Below are 16,404 nucleotides of genomic sequence, written 5' to 3' on the forward strand. Positions count from 1 at the left end.
TGACGATTGCACTCACCCCCTGTGGGAGCGGGCTTGCTCGCGAAGGTGTTGTATCAGATACATCTTCGTTAGCTGGCAGGCCGCCTTCGCGAGCAAGCCCGCTCCCACAGTATTTGTGTGTCGCCTGGTAATCGCAGGCACAAAAAAGCCCCGCATCTGCGGGGCTTTTCGTTGTAGCGGCAGATCAGCTGCCTTTAACGGTTTTGCCGTTGACCGTACCGTCCTGGAGCATGATGTTGTACTCCTTGCCGTCGGTTTCAACCTGTTGCAGGCGGACCAGCAGGTAATCCCAGTCCTTGGCGAACCACAGCACAGTGATGCGCTTGCTTTGTGTCGGGTCACGCACGCGCTCGACCTTGATTGCATCGATCTTGCCGGCCTTGGTGTCGACTTTCTCGGCACCCAGTACACGGAAGTCATAGGTGTCGACTTCACCGTCATCGACCACCTGATAGCTCATGGTCTTTTTGCCGGAGGCGACGTCGTGCTGCAGCGCCAGTTGATAGGTCGACTTGTCGACCATGCCACGGTTCAGCGGGATCTTTACCGCGTCGCCCCGGTCAGTGCCGGTGACCATCTTGCTGTTCCAGTCGAAGTCCAGATCAGCCTTTTTCGCTTTGCCCAGACCACCACGTTCGAAGTGGTAGGACTGTGGCAGCAGGGTGTCCTTGTCCAGGGTCAGGGTGCTTTCTTCGGTCAGGCTGGCGATCATCATCGACGCCTTGAAGCTGAGTTTCCAGACGCCGTTGGCTTCTTTGGTCAGGCTGCGTTCGGCGGTGCCGCTCATGGGCAACTGTTTCCAGTCGGCGGTGTAGCTGGCGGAGAACGGTTGAAGGTCTGCCGCCTGCGCGAAAGGCAGGGCGAGCAGAGCGCAAGCGAAGAGCAGGGCGCGACGCATAAAATCTCCTAGTGTCGAATCAAGTGGCCGCTGGCCGCGAGTAACTGGCCATCCAGTAAAGCACCTTGCTCACCGAGTGCCAGTCGGCCTTCGGCAAACCAGCGTACAGCCATCGGGTAGATCAGGTGTTCCTGGACATGCACTCGCTGCGCAAGTGTCTGCGGCGTGTCGTGCAACTCTACCGGTATTACTGCCTGTACGACCAGTGGTCCACCATCGAGTTCCTCGGTGACGAAGTGCACGGAGCAGCCGTGTTCCGCATCGCCGGCCTCGAGCGCGCGCTGATGAGTGTGTAACCCTTTGTATTTGGGCAGCAGCGACGGGTGGATGTTGAGCAGACGACCCTGATAGTGGCGCACGAAATCAGCGCTGAGAATGCGCATGAAGCCGGCCAGTACCACGAGTTTTGGTTTGAATTCGTCGATCAGTTCGATCAGGGCAGCATCGAAGGCCTCGCGACCTTCGAAAGCCTTGTGATCCAGCGAGCGGGTGGCGATACCCGCGTCACTGGCGCGTTGCAGGCCGTAGGCGTCGGCGCGGTTGGAAATCACCGCAGCGATGCGGACCGGGCTGTCGCCGGTCCGCGTGCTGTCGATCAGAGCCTGCAAGTTACTGCCGGTGCCGGACAACAGCACCACGACATCACAGGTTGCGGACATTAATGAGCCTTAAGGTTCTGCAGATCAACCTGGGCAGCGCCTTCGGCAGCGGCAGCGATCTGGCCGATGACCCAAGGCTGCTCACCGGCATCACGCAGGGTTTTCAGGGCCACTTCAACGTGCTCCTGAGCCACGCAGATCACCATGCCCACGCCGCAGTTCAGTACGCGGTGCATTTCGGTCTCGTCGACGTTGCCTTTCTCCTGCAGCCAGTCGAAGACTGCCGGGCGAGTCCAGCTGGCCACGTCAACCACGGCCTGAGCGCCTTTTGGCAGAACGCGCGGAATGTTGTCCAGCAGGCCGCCACCGGTGATGTGGGCCATGGCTTTGACCGCGCCGGTGTCTTTGATCAGCTTGAGCAGCGGCTTCACGTAGATGCGGGTCGGGGCCATCAGCAGTTCGGTCAGTGGCTTGCCGTCGAGCTGAACGGTTTCAATGTCGGCACCCGACACTTCGATGATCTTGCGGATCAGCGAGTAGCCGTTGGAGTGCGGGCCGGACGATGGCAGGGCGATCAGCGCATCACCGGTGGCGACTTTCGAGCCGTCGATGATTTCGGCTTTTTCCACGACGCCGACGCAGAAGCCGGCCAGATCGTAGTCTTCGCCTTCGTACATGCCAGGCATTTCAGCGGTTTCGCCGCCGACCAGGGAGCAGCCAGCCAGTTCGCAGCCTGCACCGATACCGGTGACCACGGTGGCAGCTACGTCGACGTTCAGCTTGCCGGTGGCGTAGTAGTCGAGGAAGAACAGCGGTTCTGCGCCGCACACCACCAGATCATTGACGCACATGGCGACCAGGTCCTGGCCGATGCTGTCGTGCTTGTTCAGGTTCAGCGCCAGGCGCAGCTTGGTGCCGACGCCATCAGTACCGGAAACCAGCACCGGCTGTTTGTAACCGGCCGGGATCTCGCAGAGGGCGCCGAAACCGCCCAGGCCGCCCATGACTTCCGGGCGCGCAGTGCGCTTGGCGACGCTCTTGATGCGTTCGACCAATGCTTCACCGGCGTCGATGTCTACACCGGCGTCCTTGTAGCTCAGGGAGGGTTGCTTGCTCATGATCCAGGCCTTTAGGGGAGGGGATTCAGGGGTAACGACCGAGTTCAGCGGGAACATCGAAATCGAGAGGGCGATGGCCTTACGCGAATTTCGGGGTGCCCGGCTGTTGCCGGTCTGCGAAGGCGCGCGATTTTATCAGGCTTGAGGGGCAGCGGCCATCCTCGCGCCGACGGGCAGGGGCATAATCGACTGAAATTTTTTGCAATTGTGCCGGGCGGCTGCCTGTATAAGGTGTGCCGATTAACCGTCTATCGTTATCACTGTGCAAAAACTTACCGCTAGCGTGTGAATGTTTTGCGATGGCAGATTGTCACAGCCTTGCTTAACCGGTTCACGCGGCCTGTTCCAGCCGCTCCTGTCGACGGGAATTTTCCATGCGTTTTTGTAAATTGTTGGTTGTGGGTTGTTTGTCGTTGGTCAGCCTGGCGAGTCATGCCGAAAACCTCAAGGGTCTCTATCAAGTGCGCCAGCCGGTCAGCAGCCAGGCGCCGGAAGAGCGTGATCGCGCCACGCAGGCGGCACTGGATACGCTGGTGTTGCGCCTGACCGGTGACCCCAAGGCTTCGCAGAATCCGGGGCTGGCAGCGATTCGCAAGGACCCGCAGCAGATCATCAGTCAGTTCGGTTTTGATGCCGGGCCGCCGGAGGTGCTCAAGGTCGATTTCGATCCGGCCACCACCGAGCAGGCGCTGCGTCGCGCCGGGCTGTCATTGTGGGGGGCGAGTCGGCCGTCGATTCTGAGCTGGTGGCTGAACGATTCGACTGAAGGTTCGAGCCTGGTCGGCGACGGTCAGGCAGCGGCTGCACCATTGCGTTCTGCGGCTCAGCATCGCGGCTTGCCGCTGCGTCTGCCGCTAGCGGATCTGAGTGAGCAACTGGTGGCTACCGCGCCAGTGCTGGATGGCACCGATCCCGCGCCATTGCGCGGCGCTTCGGAGCGTTACGGCGCGGATGCGTTGCTGGCGGTGCATGCGCACGAAGAGGGCGGGCAGTGGCAGGCCAAGTGGCATCTGTGGCTAGGTGATCAGAAAGAGGCCGGCAGCGTACAGGGTGCCGATCAGGCTGCCTTGGCGGATGCGGTGATGCTGGCGGTGGCCGAGCGTCTGGCGCCGCGCTTTGTCGCCAAGCCTGGTGCTTCGGGCCAACAGACCCTCGAAGTGCAGGGCATGAATCTTGAGCATTACGCCACGCTGCTGCGGTTACTCGAACCCTTCGGCGTGCGTCTGCAAAGTGTCGAAGGTGATCGCATCGTGTATCGGGTCAACGGCAGTGCCGATCAGTTGCGCTCGCAATTGTCGCTGGCGAAGTTGCAGGAGTTGCCGGCCGAAGCGCCGACGCCAGTGGCAGCGCCGCAGCCAGCGGTGGCAGGTGCAGCGCCTGTTGCGGCTCCAGCGCCTGCACCGGTAGCACCTTCGTTGCGGTTTCGCTGGTAAGTCTTTCCTTATATAGAAGCAGTGGGAGTGGTAAATGGCCGATACGCGGCGTTGGTTCTGGCTCGGTGGGGTAGTCCTGCTTTGCGCATTTGTCTGGTTGCTGCATCCGATCCTCACGCCGTTTCTGGTGGCGTTGCTGCTGGCGTATCTGTTCGATCCGCTGGTGGATCGGTTGGAGAAACTCGGTTTGTCGCGAACCTGGGGTGTGATCGCGGTGTTCGCCTTGTTCACTCTGATCGTCACCACGTTGCTGTTGGTGCTGGTGCCGATGCTTGCCAAGCAGTTGGTGCGTTTGTATGAGTTGGCGCCGCAAATGCTTGACTGGCTGCAGCACACGGCGCTGCCGTGGGCGCAATCGAAGCTGGGCCTGTCTGACGGCTTCTGGAAGTTCGACAAGGTCAAGGCGGCGATCAGCGAACACATGGGGCAGACCACTGACATCGTCGGTGTGGTGCTGAGTCAGGCGACGGCCTCGAGTCTGGCGCTGATCGGCTGGCTGGCGAATCTGGTGCTGATCCCAGTGGTGAGTTTTTATCTGCTGCGCGACTGGGACGTGATGATGGCCAAGATCCGCAGCCTGTTGCCGCGTGATCGTGAAGAGACCATCGTCTCGCTCGCCGGTGAGTGCCACGAAGTGCTCGGCGCTTTCGTGCGCGGACAGTTGCTGGTCATGCTGGCGCTGGGCGTGATCTACGCAGCGGGCCTGATGATTGTTGGTCTGGAACTGGGGCTGTTGATCGGCCTGATCGCAGGCCTGGCGGCCATCGTGCCGTACATGGGCTTTGTGATCGGGATTGGCGCGGCGCTGATTGCCGGGCTGTTCCAGTTTGGTGGCGACTTGTACCCGATGATCGGCATCGTTGCGGTGTTCATGGTCGGGCAGGCGCTGGAAGGCATGGTGCTGACGCCTTTGCTGGTGGGTGACCGGATCGGTCTGCATCCGGTGGCGGTGATCTTCGCGATCCTGGCCGGCGGCGAGCTGTTCGGCTTTACCGGTGTGCTGCTGGCATTGCCGGTGGCGGCGGTGATCATGGTGCTGGTGCGTCACGTGCACGATTTGTACAAGGACTCGGATATTTACAGCGGGGCAGATGATCCCGAGTTGTAATCCGATCACGGGCGGCCCGGCATTGTGTCGGGTTGGCCCGGGTTTTGCGGCGGGTTCGTTCGATACCGCGTCAGAGAAACTGTCATAAAACCAGCGTGTTAACGCAAACCTTTGATTTTGCTTGGGGTCTGTCGCATTGTGCGCTCAGCTTCACGGGTATAAACTTCGCAAACTTTACACAGAGGCCACTAACGGTTCCTTGAGAACTGTTCAGTCAGCATGAAACCGATTCAGCTGCCCCTAGGTGTGCGTCTGCGTGACGACGCCACCTTCATCAACTACTACCCAGGCGCCAATGCCGCTGCACTCGGCTATGTCGAGCGCCTATGCGAAGCCGACGCCGGCTGGACCGAAAGCCTCATCTACCTGTGGGGCAAGCATGGGGTAGGGCGTACGCATCTGTTGCAGGCGGCGTGTCTGCGTTTCGAGCAGATGGGTGAACCGGCGGTGTATCTGCCGCTGGCCGAGCTGATGGATCGTGGTATCGAAATCCTCGACAACCTTGAGCAGTACGAACTGGTCTGCCTGGATGACTTGCAGGTGATTGCCGGCAAGCCGGACTGGGAAGAGGCGATGTTTCATCTGTTCAACCGCCTGCGTGACAGCGGTCGACGTTTGCTGATTGCCGCTTCAACCTCGCCGCGCGAGCTGCCGGTGAAGCTGGCTGACCTCAAATCGCGCCTGACCCTGGCGCTGATCTTCCAGATGCGTCCGCTCTCCGATGAAGACAAATTGCGTGCCCTGCAATTGCGCGCGTCGCGTCGCGGTCTGCATCTGACCGATGAAGTCGGGCACTTTATTCTGACTCGCGGTACCCGCAGCATGAGTGCATTGTTCGACCTGCTAGAACAGCTGGATCAGGCCTCGTTGCAGGCGCAACGCAAGCTGACGATTCCGTTCCTGAAAGAAACCCTTGGTTGGTAGCCAGCCCTTGAAATACGAGGCTTTCAGCACGTTTCGACATATTTCAGGCGCCAGAAAATCCGCGTTTCCGCAACGTATGCAGACCGCGTATCGAGTCAAATGGGCTTAAGCGCTTAGATGTAAACGAGAAACCGGGAAGTCACAAAAAGATCGATTGAATTTGCAAATGAGGCCGATAGCGGGCATAGTCTCGGCTTCTTTACAACTTCAGCCACGGTCGTGCCCATGCTAAATCGCTTCGCACCCCTCGTGCCTCTCGCACTCGTCACCCTGTTGTTCGGTTGCGCTGCTCATTCTCCAGTTCAAGAGCAGCCTCAGCAGGTTAAAAATTCTGCCACTGCCCAGTCTTCCGTTATTTACCAGGAAGAGCTGGACACCGAAAAAGAACTCTCGGACTTCAACAAGAAGCCGTACGAGCTCCCGGTTCTGGCCGACAGTATCCTTGAACGCGGCATGTCCCTGATCGGTACCCGTTATCGTTTCGGCGGTACCTCTGAAGCCGGCTTCGACTGCAGCGGTTTCATCGGTTATCTGTTCCGCGAAGAAGCCGGCATGAATCTGCCGCGCTCCACCCGTGAAATGATCAACGTCGATGCGCCTCTGGTCTCGCGCGGCAACCTTGAGCCGGGCGATCTGCTGTTCTTCGCCACCAATGGTCGTCGCGGTCGTGTAAGCCACGCCGGGATCTACCTGGGTGACAATCAGTTCATCCACTCCAGCAGTCGTCGCAGCGGCGGTGTTCGCATCGACAGCCTGGGTGACAGCTACTGGAGCAAGACCTTCATCGAAGCCAAGCGCGCCCTCGCGATGGCTCCGACCGTGGTCACCGCTCGCAAGTAATTCCCCCGTTGTCGCCACGTCCGTGGCGACAAAAACGGTGCCCGGCAAGGGAGTAGATCTAGACTTTACAAGGTGAAGTTAAAGTCTTACTTGAAGTTTGCCGCGTAGCCGCTAGAATCCTGTATCTATATTGATGGCAAACCGCCTGCGTGCTCCGCAGGCGGTTTTGTTTCTGTCCATTCGGCAGAGAAAGCCGCAGCCAGATCAGGATGTTCTGCTTATGACGATGTCGGCCCGCCTCACAGTGATTTTCTTCGCAGCGCTGCTCAGCGCCTGCGCCAGCCGCACTCCGCCGCCTGCTCCCGTGGTACGCGCCCCGGTGGTGTTCGGGCCTTCCCAGGCTTTTTCGCCGGCTGCTGAAGACGTGCTGTTTCGCGCGCTGGGCCTGGTTGGCACACCTTATCGCTGGGGCGGCAACACACCAGACTCCGGGTTCGATTGCAGTGGCCTGATCGGTTTCGTCTACCGCGATGCCGCCGGCATCTCCCTGCCGCGCTCCACCCGCGAGATGATCGTGATGCAGGCGCCGAATGTCGGCAAAGAGGGTTTGCAGACCGGCGACCTGATCTTCTTCGCCACCAATGGTGGCTCGCAGGTCAGTCATGCGGGGATCTACGTCGGCGAAGGGCGCTTCGTGCACGCGCCGGCCACCGGCGGCACGGTGAAGCTGGACAGTCTGTCGAAGGCGTACTGGCAGAAGGCGTACCTGAGTGCCAAGCGGGTGTTGCAGCCGGAGCATCTGGCGCATAACCCGTAACCGCTGAAAATCTAAATGTGGGAGCGGGCTTGCTCGCGAATGCGGTGTGTCATTCACCCATGATGTTGAATGACCTGACGCTTTCGCGAGCAAGCCCGCTCCCACATTTGTTATGTGTCGGGCCCTGATTTATTTAGCGGCCGACACCCGCCAAACCTTGTTCCCCACATCATCCGCCACCAGCAAACCACCTTGCTGGTCGATCACCACGCCTACCGGGCGACCCAAAGCGTTCTCGTCCTTGTCGAGGAAACCGGTCAGCACATCCACCGGTGCTCCATTCGGCTTGCCGGCCGCGAACGGTACGAAAATCACTTTATAACCACTGTGCGGTTTGCGGTTCCACGAGCCGTGTTGACCGATGAACGCGCCTTCCTTGAACTGCGCCGGCAGGCTGTTGCCCTCGGCGAAAGTCAGGCCCAGCGAGGCAGTGTGCGGGCCGACGGCGTAGTCCGGGGCGATAGCTTTGGCCACCAGATCCAGATTTTGCGGCTTCACCCGCACATCCACGTGCTGACCGTAATAGCTGAATGGCCAGCCGTAGAAGCCGCCGTCCTTGACCGAGGTGATGTAATCCGGCACCAGGTCGCTGCCGATCTCGTCACGCTCATTGACCGCTGTCCACAGCGCACCCGTGGTCGGTTCCCACGCGAGGCCGTTGGGGTTGCGGATGCCCGAGGCGAAGATCCGGTGATTGCCGGTGGCGCGATCCACTTCCCAGATCGCTGCGCGACCTTCCTCTTTATCCAGACCATTCTCGCCGACGTTGCTATTCGAGCCGACAGTGACGTACAGCTTGCTGCCGTCCTTGCTGGCGATGACGTTTTTGGTCCAGTGATGGTTCAGCGTGCCGCCCGGCAGATCGGTGACTTTGATCGGCTGGGTCTTGATCTCGGTCGCGCCGGATTCGTAGTGGAAGCGCAGCAGCCGATCGGTGTCGGCGACGTACAAGTCGTTACCGACCAGGGTCATGCCAAACGGCGAATTGAGATTTTGCAGAAACACCGTGCGGGTCTCGGCCACGCCGTCGTGGTCGGCGTCGCGCAACAGGGTGATGCGGTTCGGGCTCGGCACACCAGCGCCGGCCTTGCCCATGACTTTCTTCATCACCCAGCCACGAATGCCGCTGCTGTCGTCAGGCTTGGGCGGAGCGTTGGTTTCCGCCACCAGCACGTCACCGTTGGGCAGCACGTAGAGCCAGCGCGGATGATCGAGGCCTTCGGCGAATGCTGCGACTTGCGTACCGGCTACGGCGGTCGGTTTACCGCCTGCAGGCCAGCCGACCGCCGGGGCGATGTTCACCGTCGGGATCAGGGTTTTGTTTGGTTCAGGCAGCTTCGGTGACGGACCGGTGCCGTCAGAAACTTGCAGGCTGGAGGATTCACCGCAGGCGGCGAGCCCTCCGGCGAGGGCGATGACGAGAGCGAGTTGGGTTTTGCGCATTACTGATCTTCCCTATGAATGCATGCCTAATCATAGAGGAGTGCGCGCACCCGATGGTTCAACCGCTCAACCTCGGGCCTCTTTGAACAGCACGGCGATGCCCGGATGATAATTGCCCGCTTCGCTGCGCAACTTGCGGTAGGCGTAGGGGAAATACCAGGCCACGGCGCAGCAGTGTTCCTTTTGCAGGTCGTCGACCATGTCCTGCAGTTCTTCGGGACTGGCGCTGTGCTGGGCCTTTTGCGGGGCGACGAACAGGCAGCCGAGCTTGAGGTCGCTGGCAAAACTGATGCGTTTGGCATCGCTGGTGATGTCCAGCAGAGCCTGGGTCAGGTTGAGATTGTTGACCCGTGGCCAGCGCTGGGTGGCCTGAAGGTAGGCGCGGTCTTCGGCGCCGGCGATGAACAGATCGGCGCGGGCATTGCGCTCGCCATCCTCGTTCTGCTTTCGGGTCGAGGTATCACAAAGGGTCACCAGCTCGGCCATCCAGGCTGCCGCGGAGAGCAAGCCGAGATTGGCTTTCTCGTCATGCCAGTAAGGGGTGTCGTTGTCGCCGCGAATGGCGTTGTAGCGGTCGATACAGTCAAACCAGCGTTCAAGCATCGGGCGCAGGAATTCCAGGCGCGGGTTGCTGATGATCATGCCTTGCATCGTCATCATCCTTATTGTTGTGATGTGCTTTTCAATCAAAAGCATGGCTCTTTGATATCACTTGTCTCAGTGTGGCACAAGATTGGCGTCAGATAATTGATCGACGGCAGTTATTCGCCCGACGGCCCCCTCTTTAATTGACGCTCCACCCCCAACCCTCTAACCTTCGCGGCTTGTTTCAGGTGCTCTGTGACGCATGTCGACAGAGTGAAACAGGGAAGCCGGTGAGGGTTGTCTTCAGGCGAAGCACGATCACGATCCCGGCGCTGCCCCCGCAACGGTAAATGAGTAAAAGCTGCGCCTTGAGCCACTGTGTCGACAGACGCGGGAAGGCGCGCAGTCAGGCGATTCGCCGCTCATGAGCCCGGAGACCGGCCTGATCCATCCAGCGGCATCACGGTGGGCGATGCCAGGCTTTTTGCCGTCTATTCTTGTGCCTGCCCGCCGTTATCCAGCCTCAACGGAGAGCTCCCCCATGACCGATTCCCCCGAGCGCGACGAACGCCATCTGGCGCGTATGCAGCGCAAAAAAGCCGTGATCGACGAACGCATCGCTAATTCGCCTGACGAATGCGGTCTGGTGCTGGTGCTGACCGGCAATGGCAAAGGCAAAAGCAGCTCGGCGTTCGGCATGCTCGCCCGCGCCATGGGCCACGGCATGCAGTGCGGCGTGGTGCAGTTCATCAAGGGCCGCAACAGCACAGGCGAAGAACTGTTCTTCCGCCGTTTCCCCGAGCAAGTGCGCTTTCACGTGATGGGCGAGGGCTTCACCTGGGAAACCCAGGATCGCCAGCGCGACATCGCTGCCGCCGAAGCCGCGTGGGCCGTTTCCCGCGAGCTGCTGCGTGATCCGTCGATCGGCCTGGTGGTGCTGGACGAACTGAACATCGCCCTCAAGCACGGCTACCTCGATCTGGATCGAGTGCTCAGCGACTTGCAGGCGCGTCCGCCGATGCAACACGTAATCGTCACCGGTCGTGCGGCCAAGCCGGAAATGATCGAGATGGGCGATACCGTTACCGAAATGGGCATGCTCAAACACGCCTTCCAGGCCGGCATCAAAGCGCAGAAAGGCGTCGAACTTTGAATCAACCACGTCACTGCCCGGCGGTACTGATCGCCGCGCCGGCCTCCGGTCAGGGCAAGACCACCGTCACCGCCGCGCTCGCGCGCTTGCACCGCAATCAGGGGCGCAAGGTGCGCGTGTTCAAGTGCGGCCCGGACTTCCTCGACCCGATGATTCTCGAGCGCGCCAGCGGTGCGCCAGTGTATCAACTGGACATGTGGATGGTCGGCGAGCAGGAAAGCCGCCGTCTGTTATGGGAAGCCGCCGCCGAAGCCGATCTGATCCTGATCGAAGGCGTGATGGGCCTGTTCGACGGCACGCCGTCCAGCGCCGATCTGGCGCGGCATTTCGGCGTGCCGGTACTCGGCGTGATCGACGGCACCGCCATGGCCCAGACCTTCGGCGCATTGGCGTTGGGGCTGGCGCGTTACCAGCCGGATTTGCCTTTTGCCGGCGTGCTGGCCAACCGTGTCGGCACTTTGCGTCATGCGCAATTGCTCGAAGGCAGCCTCACCGAAGGTTTGCGCTGGTACGGCGCGCTGTCCCGGGAAACCGGGATCGAGTTGCCGAGCCGCCATCTCGGCCTGGTGCAGGCCAGTGAACTGAATGACCTCGATCTGCGTCTCGACGCCGCCGCCGAAGCCTTGGCCAGCAGTTGCGAGGTAGCGCTGCCACCGGCCGTGGAATTCGCCGCGCCTGAAATGATCAGCGCTGAACCGCTGCTCGACGGCGTGCGCATCGCTGTCGCTCGCGATGAAGCCTTTGCGTTCACTTATGGCGCCAGTCTCGACCTGCTACGGGCGATGGGCGCCGAGTTGAGTTTCTTCTCGCCGATCCGCGATACGCAATTGCCCGAGACCGACAGTCTGTATCTGCCCGGTGGTTACCCGGAATTGCACCATGTCGCGCTGGCGCAAAACACCGCGATGCTCGACGCGATCCGTGTGCACCACGCCGCTGGCAAACCGCTGCTCGCCGAATGTGGCGGCATGCTCTATCTGCTCGACGCGTTGACCGACGTTGACGGCACCCGCGCCGAACTGGTCGGGCTGCTGCGCGGTGAGGCGGTGATGCAAAAGCGTCTGGCGGCACTGGCACTGCAAGCGGTGGATCTGCCAGAGGGCTCGCTGCGTGGGCATACCTATCACCATTCCCTGACCAGCACCGAACTGACGCCGATTGCCCGGGGCATCAGCCCCAACGGCGGGCGTGGGGCCGAGGCGGTTTATCGGGAAGGGCGGATGACGGCGTCGTACGTGCATTTTTACTTTCCGTCGAATCCTGCGGCTATCGCGGCACTGTTTGTGCCAGATCTTGAGGCCGCCTTCGCGAGCAAGCTCGCTCCCACATTGGATCACCTAACCCCTGTGGGAGCGGGCTTGCTCGCGAAGAGGCCATGACCGACAACGCATTCACTGAGGCCGAGCGCACAGCGATCTATAAAGCCATCGCCGAACGCCGCGACATGCGCCACTTCACCGGCGGCACGGTCGAACCGGAGCTGCTGCGCCGTCTACTCGAAGCCGCGCATCAGGCGCCCAGCGTCGGTCTGATGCAGCCATGGCGCTTCATCCGCATCAGCGACCGCGCCTTGCGTGGGCAGATCCAGAACCTCGTCGAAGAAGAACGCATCCGCACCGCCGAAGCCCTCGGCGAGCGCAGTGACGAGTTCATGAAGCTCAAGGTCGAAGGCATCAACGACTGCGCCGAAGTGTTGGTCGCAGCGCTGATGGACGATCGCGAAAAACATATTTTCGGCCGTCGTACGCTGCCGGAAATGGACATGGCCTCGCTGTCCTGCGCGATTCAGAACCTGTGGCTGGCATCCCGTGCCGAAGGACTGGGCATGGGCTGGGTGTCGCTGTTCGAACCGCAGGCACTGGCCGATCTGCTGCAACTGCCGGCCGGGGCCAAGCCGTTGGCGGTATTGTGCCTGGGCCCGGTCAAGGCATTCTATCCGGCGCCGATGCTGGTACTCGAAGGGTGGGCGCAGGCGCGGCCGCTCAATGAGTTGCTGTACGAAAATTATTGGGGAGTGAGTCAATGAGTGTGGCGTTGTTGAGTATCGCCGCGGTCGCGCTGGATGCGCTGCTGGGTGAACCGAAACGCTGGCATCCGCTGGTGGCGTTCGGCAATTTTGCCGGACGCATCGAGCGCCGTTTCAATGCGGGCGGGCGCGGCTGGCGCAGTCACGGGGTCACCGCGTGGGTGATCGCGGTGCTGCCGCTGACCTTGCTTGCCACCGCGTTTTCCTGGGCACCGTACGTGGGCTGGATCGTCGAGATTCTGGCGCTGTATTGCGCCCTCGGCATGCGCAGCCTCGGTGAGCATGTCGCGCCGGTAGCCGCCGCCTTGCGCGCCGATGATCTGGAAGAAGCGCGCAAGCGTGTCGGCTATCTGGTCAGCCGCCAGACCAGCGAACTGGACAGCATCGCTGTTGCGCGCGCGGCCACCGAGTCGGTACTGGAGAACGGCAGTGACGCGGTGTTCGCCGCGCTGTTCTGGTTTGTCGTGGCCGGCGCGCCGGGCGTGGTGCTCTATCGCCTGAGCAATACGCTCGACGCTATGTGGGGCTATCGCAACGAACGCTTCGAACGCTTCGGCTGGTGCGCGGCAAAAATCGACGACGTGCTCAACTATATTCCGGCCCGGCTGGTGGCGCTGACCTACGCGCTGCTGGGCAACACCCGGCTCGCCTGGAAATGCTGGCGCAGCCAGGGCCCGCAATGGGACAGCCCGAATGCCGGTCCGGTGATGGCGGCCGGTGCCGGTGCGTTGAATGTCGAACTGGGCGGGCCGGCGATCTATCACGGCGAACTGCATGAGCGTCCGCAACTGGGCGAAGGTGCGCCGGCGGATGCCGATTCGATTGATCGCGGCTGGCAATTGGTCCAGCGCGGGGTATGGTTATGGCTGCTGATTCTCTGCGTGGGGGCTGAATTCTATGCTTGAGCACGGTGGCCGGCTGCGCAAGGCTGCACTCGATTACGGGATTGCCGAGGCCGACTGGCTCGACTTATCCAGCGGCCTCGCGCCGTGGCCGTTTGCGGTGCCGGAGATTCCGCTGCGCGCCTGGGCACGCTTGCCGGAAACCGACGACGGGCTGGAACAGGCCGCGTGTGATTACTACGGCGCTTCGCAGGTGCTGCCGGTGGCCGGTTCGCAGATGGCGATCCAATTGCTGCCGCGTTTGCGCCGCGCCGGCAAGGTCGGTGTGTTGTCGCCGTGTTATGCCGAGCACGCCGAAGCCTGGCGTCGCAGTGGTTACATCGTGCGCGAAGTGCTGGAGCAGGAAGTCGAGTTCTTTCTCGACAGCCTCGACGTGCTGGTGGTGGTCAATCCGAACAACCCCACGGGTCTGAGCCTGACCCCGGCGCGGCTGCTCGACTGGCACGCTCGGCTGGCCCAGCGTGGCGGCTGGCTGGTGGTCGATGAAGCGTTCATGGATAACACACCGCAGCTGAGTCTGGCGTCGCATACCCATCAAGTTGGCCTGATCGTGTTGCGCTCGTTCGGCAAGTTTTTCGGTCTGGCGGGGGTGCGTCTGGGCTTTGTGCTGGCCGAGCGCAAACTGCTCAGATTACTCGCGGAACAGGTCGGGCCCTGGGCGGTCAGCGGGCCGACGCGGGTGCTCGGTCAGGCTTGCCTGCAAGACACCGAAGCGCACACCCGGCAACGCATTCGCAGCGATGAAGCCAGTGAGCGCCTCGCGTTGTTGCTGGAGCGCTATGGCTTCAAACCTCAGGGCGGTTGCGCGTTGTTTCAGTGGCTGATCACCGAGCACGCGCCTGCGCTGCACGAGTTCATGGCCCGACGCGGCATCCTCCTGCGCATCTTCACCCATAACAGCAGCCTGCGTTTTGGCCTGCCTGCCAACGCCGCTGAAGAAGCGCGTCTCGAACAGGCGCTGCAAGCCTTTGCCAAGGAATCGAAATGACCACGCTGATGGTGCAAGGCACCACGTCCGACGCCGGTAAAAGCACGCTGGTGACGGCGCTGTGCCGCTGGGCCACCCGTCAGGGCGTGGCGGTGGTGCCGTTCAAACCGCAGAACATGGCGCTCAACAGCGCGGTGACCGCCGACGGCGGCGAGATCGGCCGGGCTCAAGCGGTGCAGGCGCAAGCCGCGCATCTCGAACCGCACACCGACATGAACCCGGTGTTGCTCAAGCCCAACAGCGACACCGGCGCGCAGGTAATCATCCATGGCCGTGCGGTCACCAGCATGAACGCGGTGGCGTATCACGACTACAAAGCCATCGCCATGCAAGCGGTGCTCGCGTCGCACGAGCGGCTGAGCGCGGCGTATCCGCTGGTGATGGTCGAAGGTGCTGGCTCGCCGGCCGAGATCAATCTGCGTGCCGGTGACATCGCCAACATGGGCTTTGCTGAAGCGGTGGATTGCCCGGTGCTGCTGATCGCCGACATCAATCGCGGCGGCGTTTTTGCGCATCTGGTCGGCACGCTGGAGTTGCTTTCGCCGAGCGAACAGGCACGGGTCAAAGGTTTCATCATCAATCGTTTTCGCGGTGACATCGCCTTGCTGCAACCCGGACTCGACTGGCTGGAACAGCGCACCGGCAAACCGGTGGTCGGCGTGCTGCCGTATGTGATGGACCTGCATCTGGAGGCTGAGGACGGCATCGACCAGCGCCAGACCGACAAGGCCGAGCAAGTGCTGAAAGTGGTGGTGCCGGTGCTGCCGCGCATCAGCAACCACACCGATTTCGATCCGCTGCGGTTGCATCCGCAAGTGGACCTGCAATTCATCGGCCCGGGGCAGGCGATCCCTGCCGCCGACCTGATCATCCTGCCTGGCTCGAAAAGCGTGCGCAGCGACCTCGCGTATCTGCGCGCCAATGGCTGGGACACGGCGATCAATCGGCACTTGCGCTATGGCGGCAAGTTGCTGGGGATCTGCGGCGGTCTGCAAATGCTCGGCGAGCAAGTGCACGATCCGCTGGGCCTCGAAGGCGCGCCGGGTTCCAGTGCCGGCCTCGGTTTGCTGGCGTTCGAAACCACGCTGGAAGCCGAGAAGCAGTTGCGCAATGTACGCGGGCATCTGGCGCTGGAAAACGCCGAGGTCAGTGGCTATGAAATCCATGCGGGCGTGACGCTGGGGCCGGCGCTGGAGAACGCGGCGGTGCATCTGGATGACGGTCGTTGCGACGGCGCGCAGAGTCTGGACGGGCAGGTGTTCGGCACTTATCTGCACGGCTTGTTTGAATCACCGCAAGCCAGTGCCGCGTTGCTGCGCTGGGCCGGGTTGAGCGATGTGCAGGAGGTGGATTACCACGGCCTGCGCGAGCGCGATATAGAGCGGCTGGCGGATCTGGTGGAGCAGCATCTGGATACCGGGCTACTGCGTCAGCTCTGCGGGATTTAGGCTGGCTGTTACGGCCTCTTCGCGAGCAGGCTCGCTCCCACTTTGGAACGCATTCCCATGTGGGAGCGGGCTTGCTCGCGAAGGGGCCGGTGCCTCAATACATAAATGACAGGACATCTCCATCCTCCACAGGGGAGTGAGGTGTTTCAGCCACTGCGGTCACTGTGGGAGCGGGCTTGCCC

The 16,404-nt window shown here is 61.6% G+C and carries 16 protein-coding genes and 1 riboswitch; of the genes, 11 read left to right on the plus strand and 5 right to left on the minus strand.

The window, feature by feature from the left end; all coding sequences use genetic code 11:
* Nucleotides 1-184: 184 nt before the first annotated feature.
* The 3 genes from M0808_RS25800 to purM are packed head-to-tail and all read right to left on the minus strand — an operon-like array spanning nucleotide 185 to nucleotide 2,615.
* Nucleotides 185-898: a DUF3108 domain-containing protein gene (locus M0808_RS25800; protein ID WP_027614049.1), complete on the minus strand. Its 714-nt coding sequence runs from the start codon at nucleotides 896-898 to the stop codon at nucleotides 185-187.
* 8 nt (nucleotides 899-906) lie between these two features.
* The gene (gene purN, locus M0808_RS25805) at nucleotides 907-1,557 is read right to left on the minus strand and encodes a phosphoribosylglycinamide formyltransferase (RefSeq protein ID WP_047600250.1); all 651 of its coding nucleotides are present in this window, start codon (nucleotides 1,555-1,557) and stop codon (nucleotides 907-909) included.
* Nucleotides 1,557-2,615: a phosphoribosylformylglycinamidine cyclo-ligase gene (gene purM, locus M0808_RS25810; RefSeq protein WP_247842916.1), complete on the minus strand. Its 1,059-nt coding sequence runs from the start codon at nucleotides 2,613-2,615 to the stop codon at nucleotides 1,557-1,559. The genes purN and purM overlap by 1 nt, the downstream gene beginning before the upstream one ends.
* Before the next feature lie 374 nt (nucleotides 2,616-2,989).
* On the opposite strand from purM, the gene M0808_RS25815 reads away from it, so the two are divergent.
* The 5 genes from M0808_RS25815 to M0808_RS25835 all read left to right on the plus strand — a co-directional run bounded on the left by M0808_RS25815 (nucleotide 2,990) and on the right by M0808_RS25835 (nucleotide 7,677).
* The gene (locus M0808_RS25815; protein ID WP_247842918.1) at nucleotides 2,990-4,048 is read left to right on the plus strand and encodes a DUF2066 domain-containing protein; all 1,059 of its coding nucleotides are present in this window, start codon (nucleotides 2,990-2,992) and stop codon (nucleotides 4,046-4,048) included.
* A 34-nt stretch (nucleotides 4,049-4,082) separates the two neighbouring features.
* Nucleotides 4,083-5,156 carry an AI-2E family transporter gene (locus M0808_RS25820; RefSeq protein WP_134785784.1) on the plus strand — a complete coding sequence of 358 codons (1,074 nt, stop codon included), beginning with the start codon at nucleotides 4,083-4,085 and terminating at the stop codon, nucleotides 5,154-5,156.
* A 219-nt stretch (nucleotides 5,157-5,375) separates the two neighbouring features.
* Nucleotides 5,376-6,080, plus strand: a complete 705-nt coding sequence (gene hda / locus M0808_RS25825) for a DnaA regulatory inactivator Hda (RefSeq protein ID WP_025111852.1) — start codon at nucleotides 5,376-5,378, stop codon at nucleotides 6,078-6,080.
* Between the two features lie 225 nt (nucleotides 6,081-6,305).
* Nucleotides 6,306-6,920, plus strand: a complete 615-nt coding sequence (locus M0808_RS25830; protein WP_007962885.1) for an NlpC/P60 family protein — start codon at nucleotides 6,306-6,308, stop codon at nucleotides 6,918-6,920.
* Between the two features lie 220 nt (nucleotides 6,921-7,140).
* Nucleotides 7,141-7,677, plus strand: a complete 537-nt coding sequence (locus M0808_RS25835) for a C40 family peptidase (protein WP_027614054.1) — start codon at nucleotides 7,141-7,143, stop codon at nucleotides 7,675-7,677.
* Nucleotides 7,678-7,806: 129 nt separating this feature from the next.
* On the opposite strand, the gene M0808_RS25840 is transcribed toward M0808_RS25835, so the two are convergent.
* Nucleotides 7,807-9,120, minus strand: coding sequence for a sorbosone dehydrogenase family protein (locus M0808_RS25840; RefSeq protein ID WP_135295248.1), 1,314 nt, complete (start codon nucleotides 9,118-9,120; stop codon nucleotides 7,807-7,809).
* A gap of 66 nt (nucleotides 9,121-9,186) precedes the next feature.
* Entirely contained in the window at nucleotides 9,187-9,771 is a 585-nt protein-coding gene (locus tag M0808_RS25845; protein ID WP_027614056.1) for a hypothetical protein, read from the minus strand.
* Between the two features lie 163 nt (nucleotides 9,772-9,934).
* Nucleotides 9,935-10,166: riboswitch (cobalamin riboswitch) on the plus strand.
* A gap of 80 nt (nucleotides 10,167-10,246) precedes the next feature.
* Between M0808_RS25845 and cobO the strand changes: the two genes are divergently transcribed.
* The 6 genes from cobO to M0808_RS25875 are packed head-to-tail and all read left to right on the plus strand — an operon-like array spanning nucleotide 10,247 to nucleotide 16,222.
* Nucleotides 10,247-10,858 carry a cob(I)yrinic acid a,c-diamide adenosyltransferase gene (gene cobO / locus M0808_RS25850; RefSeq protein ID WP_041074346.1) on the plus strand — a complete coding sequence of 204 codons (612 nt, stop codon included), beginning with the start codon at nucleotides 10,247-10,249 and terminating at the stop codon, nucleotides 10,856-10,858.
* Nucleotides 10,855-12,237 carry a cobyrinate a,c-diamide synthase gene (locus M0808_RS25855; RefSeq protein WP_247842920.1) on the plus strand — a complete coding sequence of 461 codons (1,383 nt, stop codon included), beginning with the start codon at nucleotides 10,855-10,857 and terminating at the stop codon, nucleotides 12,235-12,237. The genes cobO and M0808_RS25855 overlap by 4 nt, the downstream gene beginning before the upstream one ends.
* Nucleotides 12,234-12,884 (plus strand): 5,6-dimethylbenzimidazole synthase, encoded by a 651-nt coding sequence (bluB, locus tag M0808_RS25860; RefSeq protein WP_247842928.1) that lies wholly within the window; start codon nucleotides 12,234-12,236, stop codon nucleotides 12,882-12,884. The genes M0808_RS25855 and bluB overlap by 4 nt, the downstream gene beginning before the upstream one ends.
* A complete protein-coding gene (cbiB, locus tag M0808_RS25865; RefSeq protein WP_247842936.1) occupies nucleotides 12,881-13,789 on the plus strand; it encodes an adenosylcobinamide-phosphate synthase CbiB in 909 nt (302 codons plus the stop codon). The genes bluB and cbiB overlap by 4 nt, the downstream gene beginning before the upstream one ends.
* Nucleotides 13,782-14,774, plus strand: a complete 993-nt coding sequence (gene cobD, locus M0808_RS25870) for a threonine-phosphate decarboxylase CobD (RefSeq protein WP_098967885.1) — start codon at nucleotides 13,782-13,784, stop codon at nucleotides 14,772-14,774. The genes cbiB and cobD overlap by 8 nt, the downstream gene beginning before the upstream one ends.
* Nucleotides 14,771-16,222 carry a cobyric acid synthase gene (locus M0808_RS25875; protein WP_247842938.1) on the plus strand — a complete coding sequence of 484 codons (1,452 nt, stop codon included), beginning with the start codon at nucleotides 14,771-14,773 and terminating at the stop codon, nucleotides 16,220-16,222. Before cobD ends, M0808_RS25875 begins: the two co-directional genes overlap by 4 nt.
* The last annotated feature ends 182 nt before the right edge of the window (nucleotides 16,223-16,404 follow it).

The sequence above is a fragment of the Pseudomonas sp. MWU12-3103b genome (assembly GCF_023100615.1).
Lineage (GTDB): Bacteria > Pseudomonadota > Gammaproteobacteria > Pseudomonadales > Pseudomonadaceae > Aquipseudomonas > Aquipseudomonas putida_A.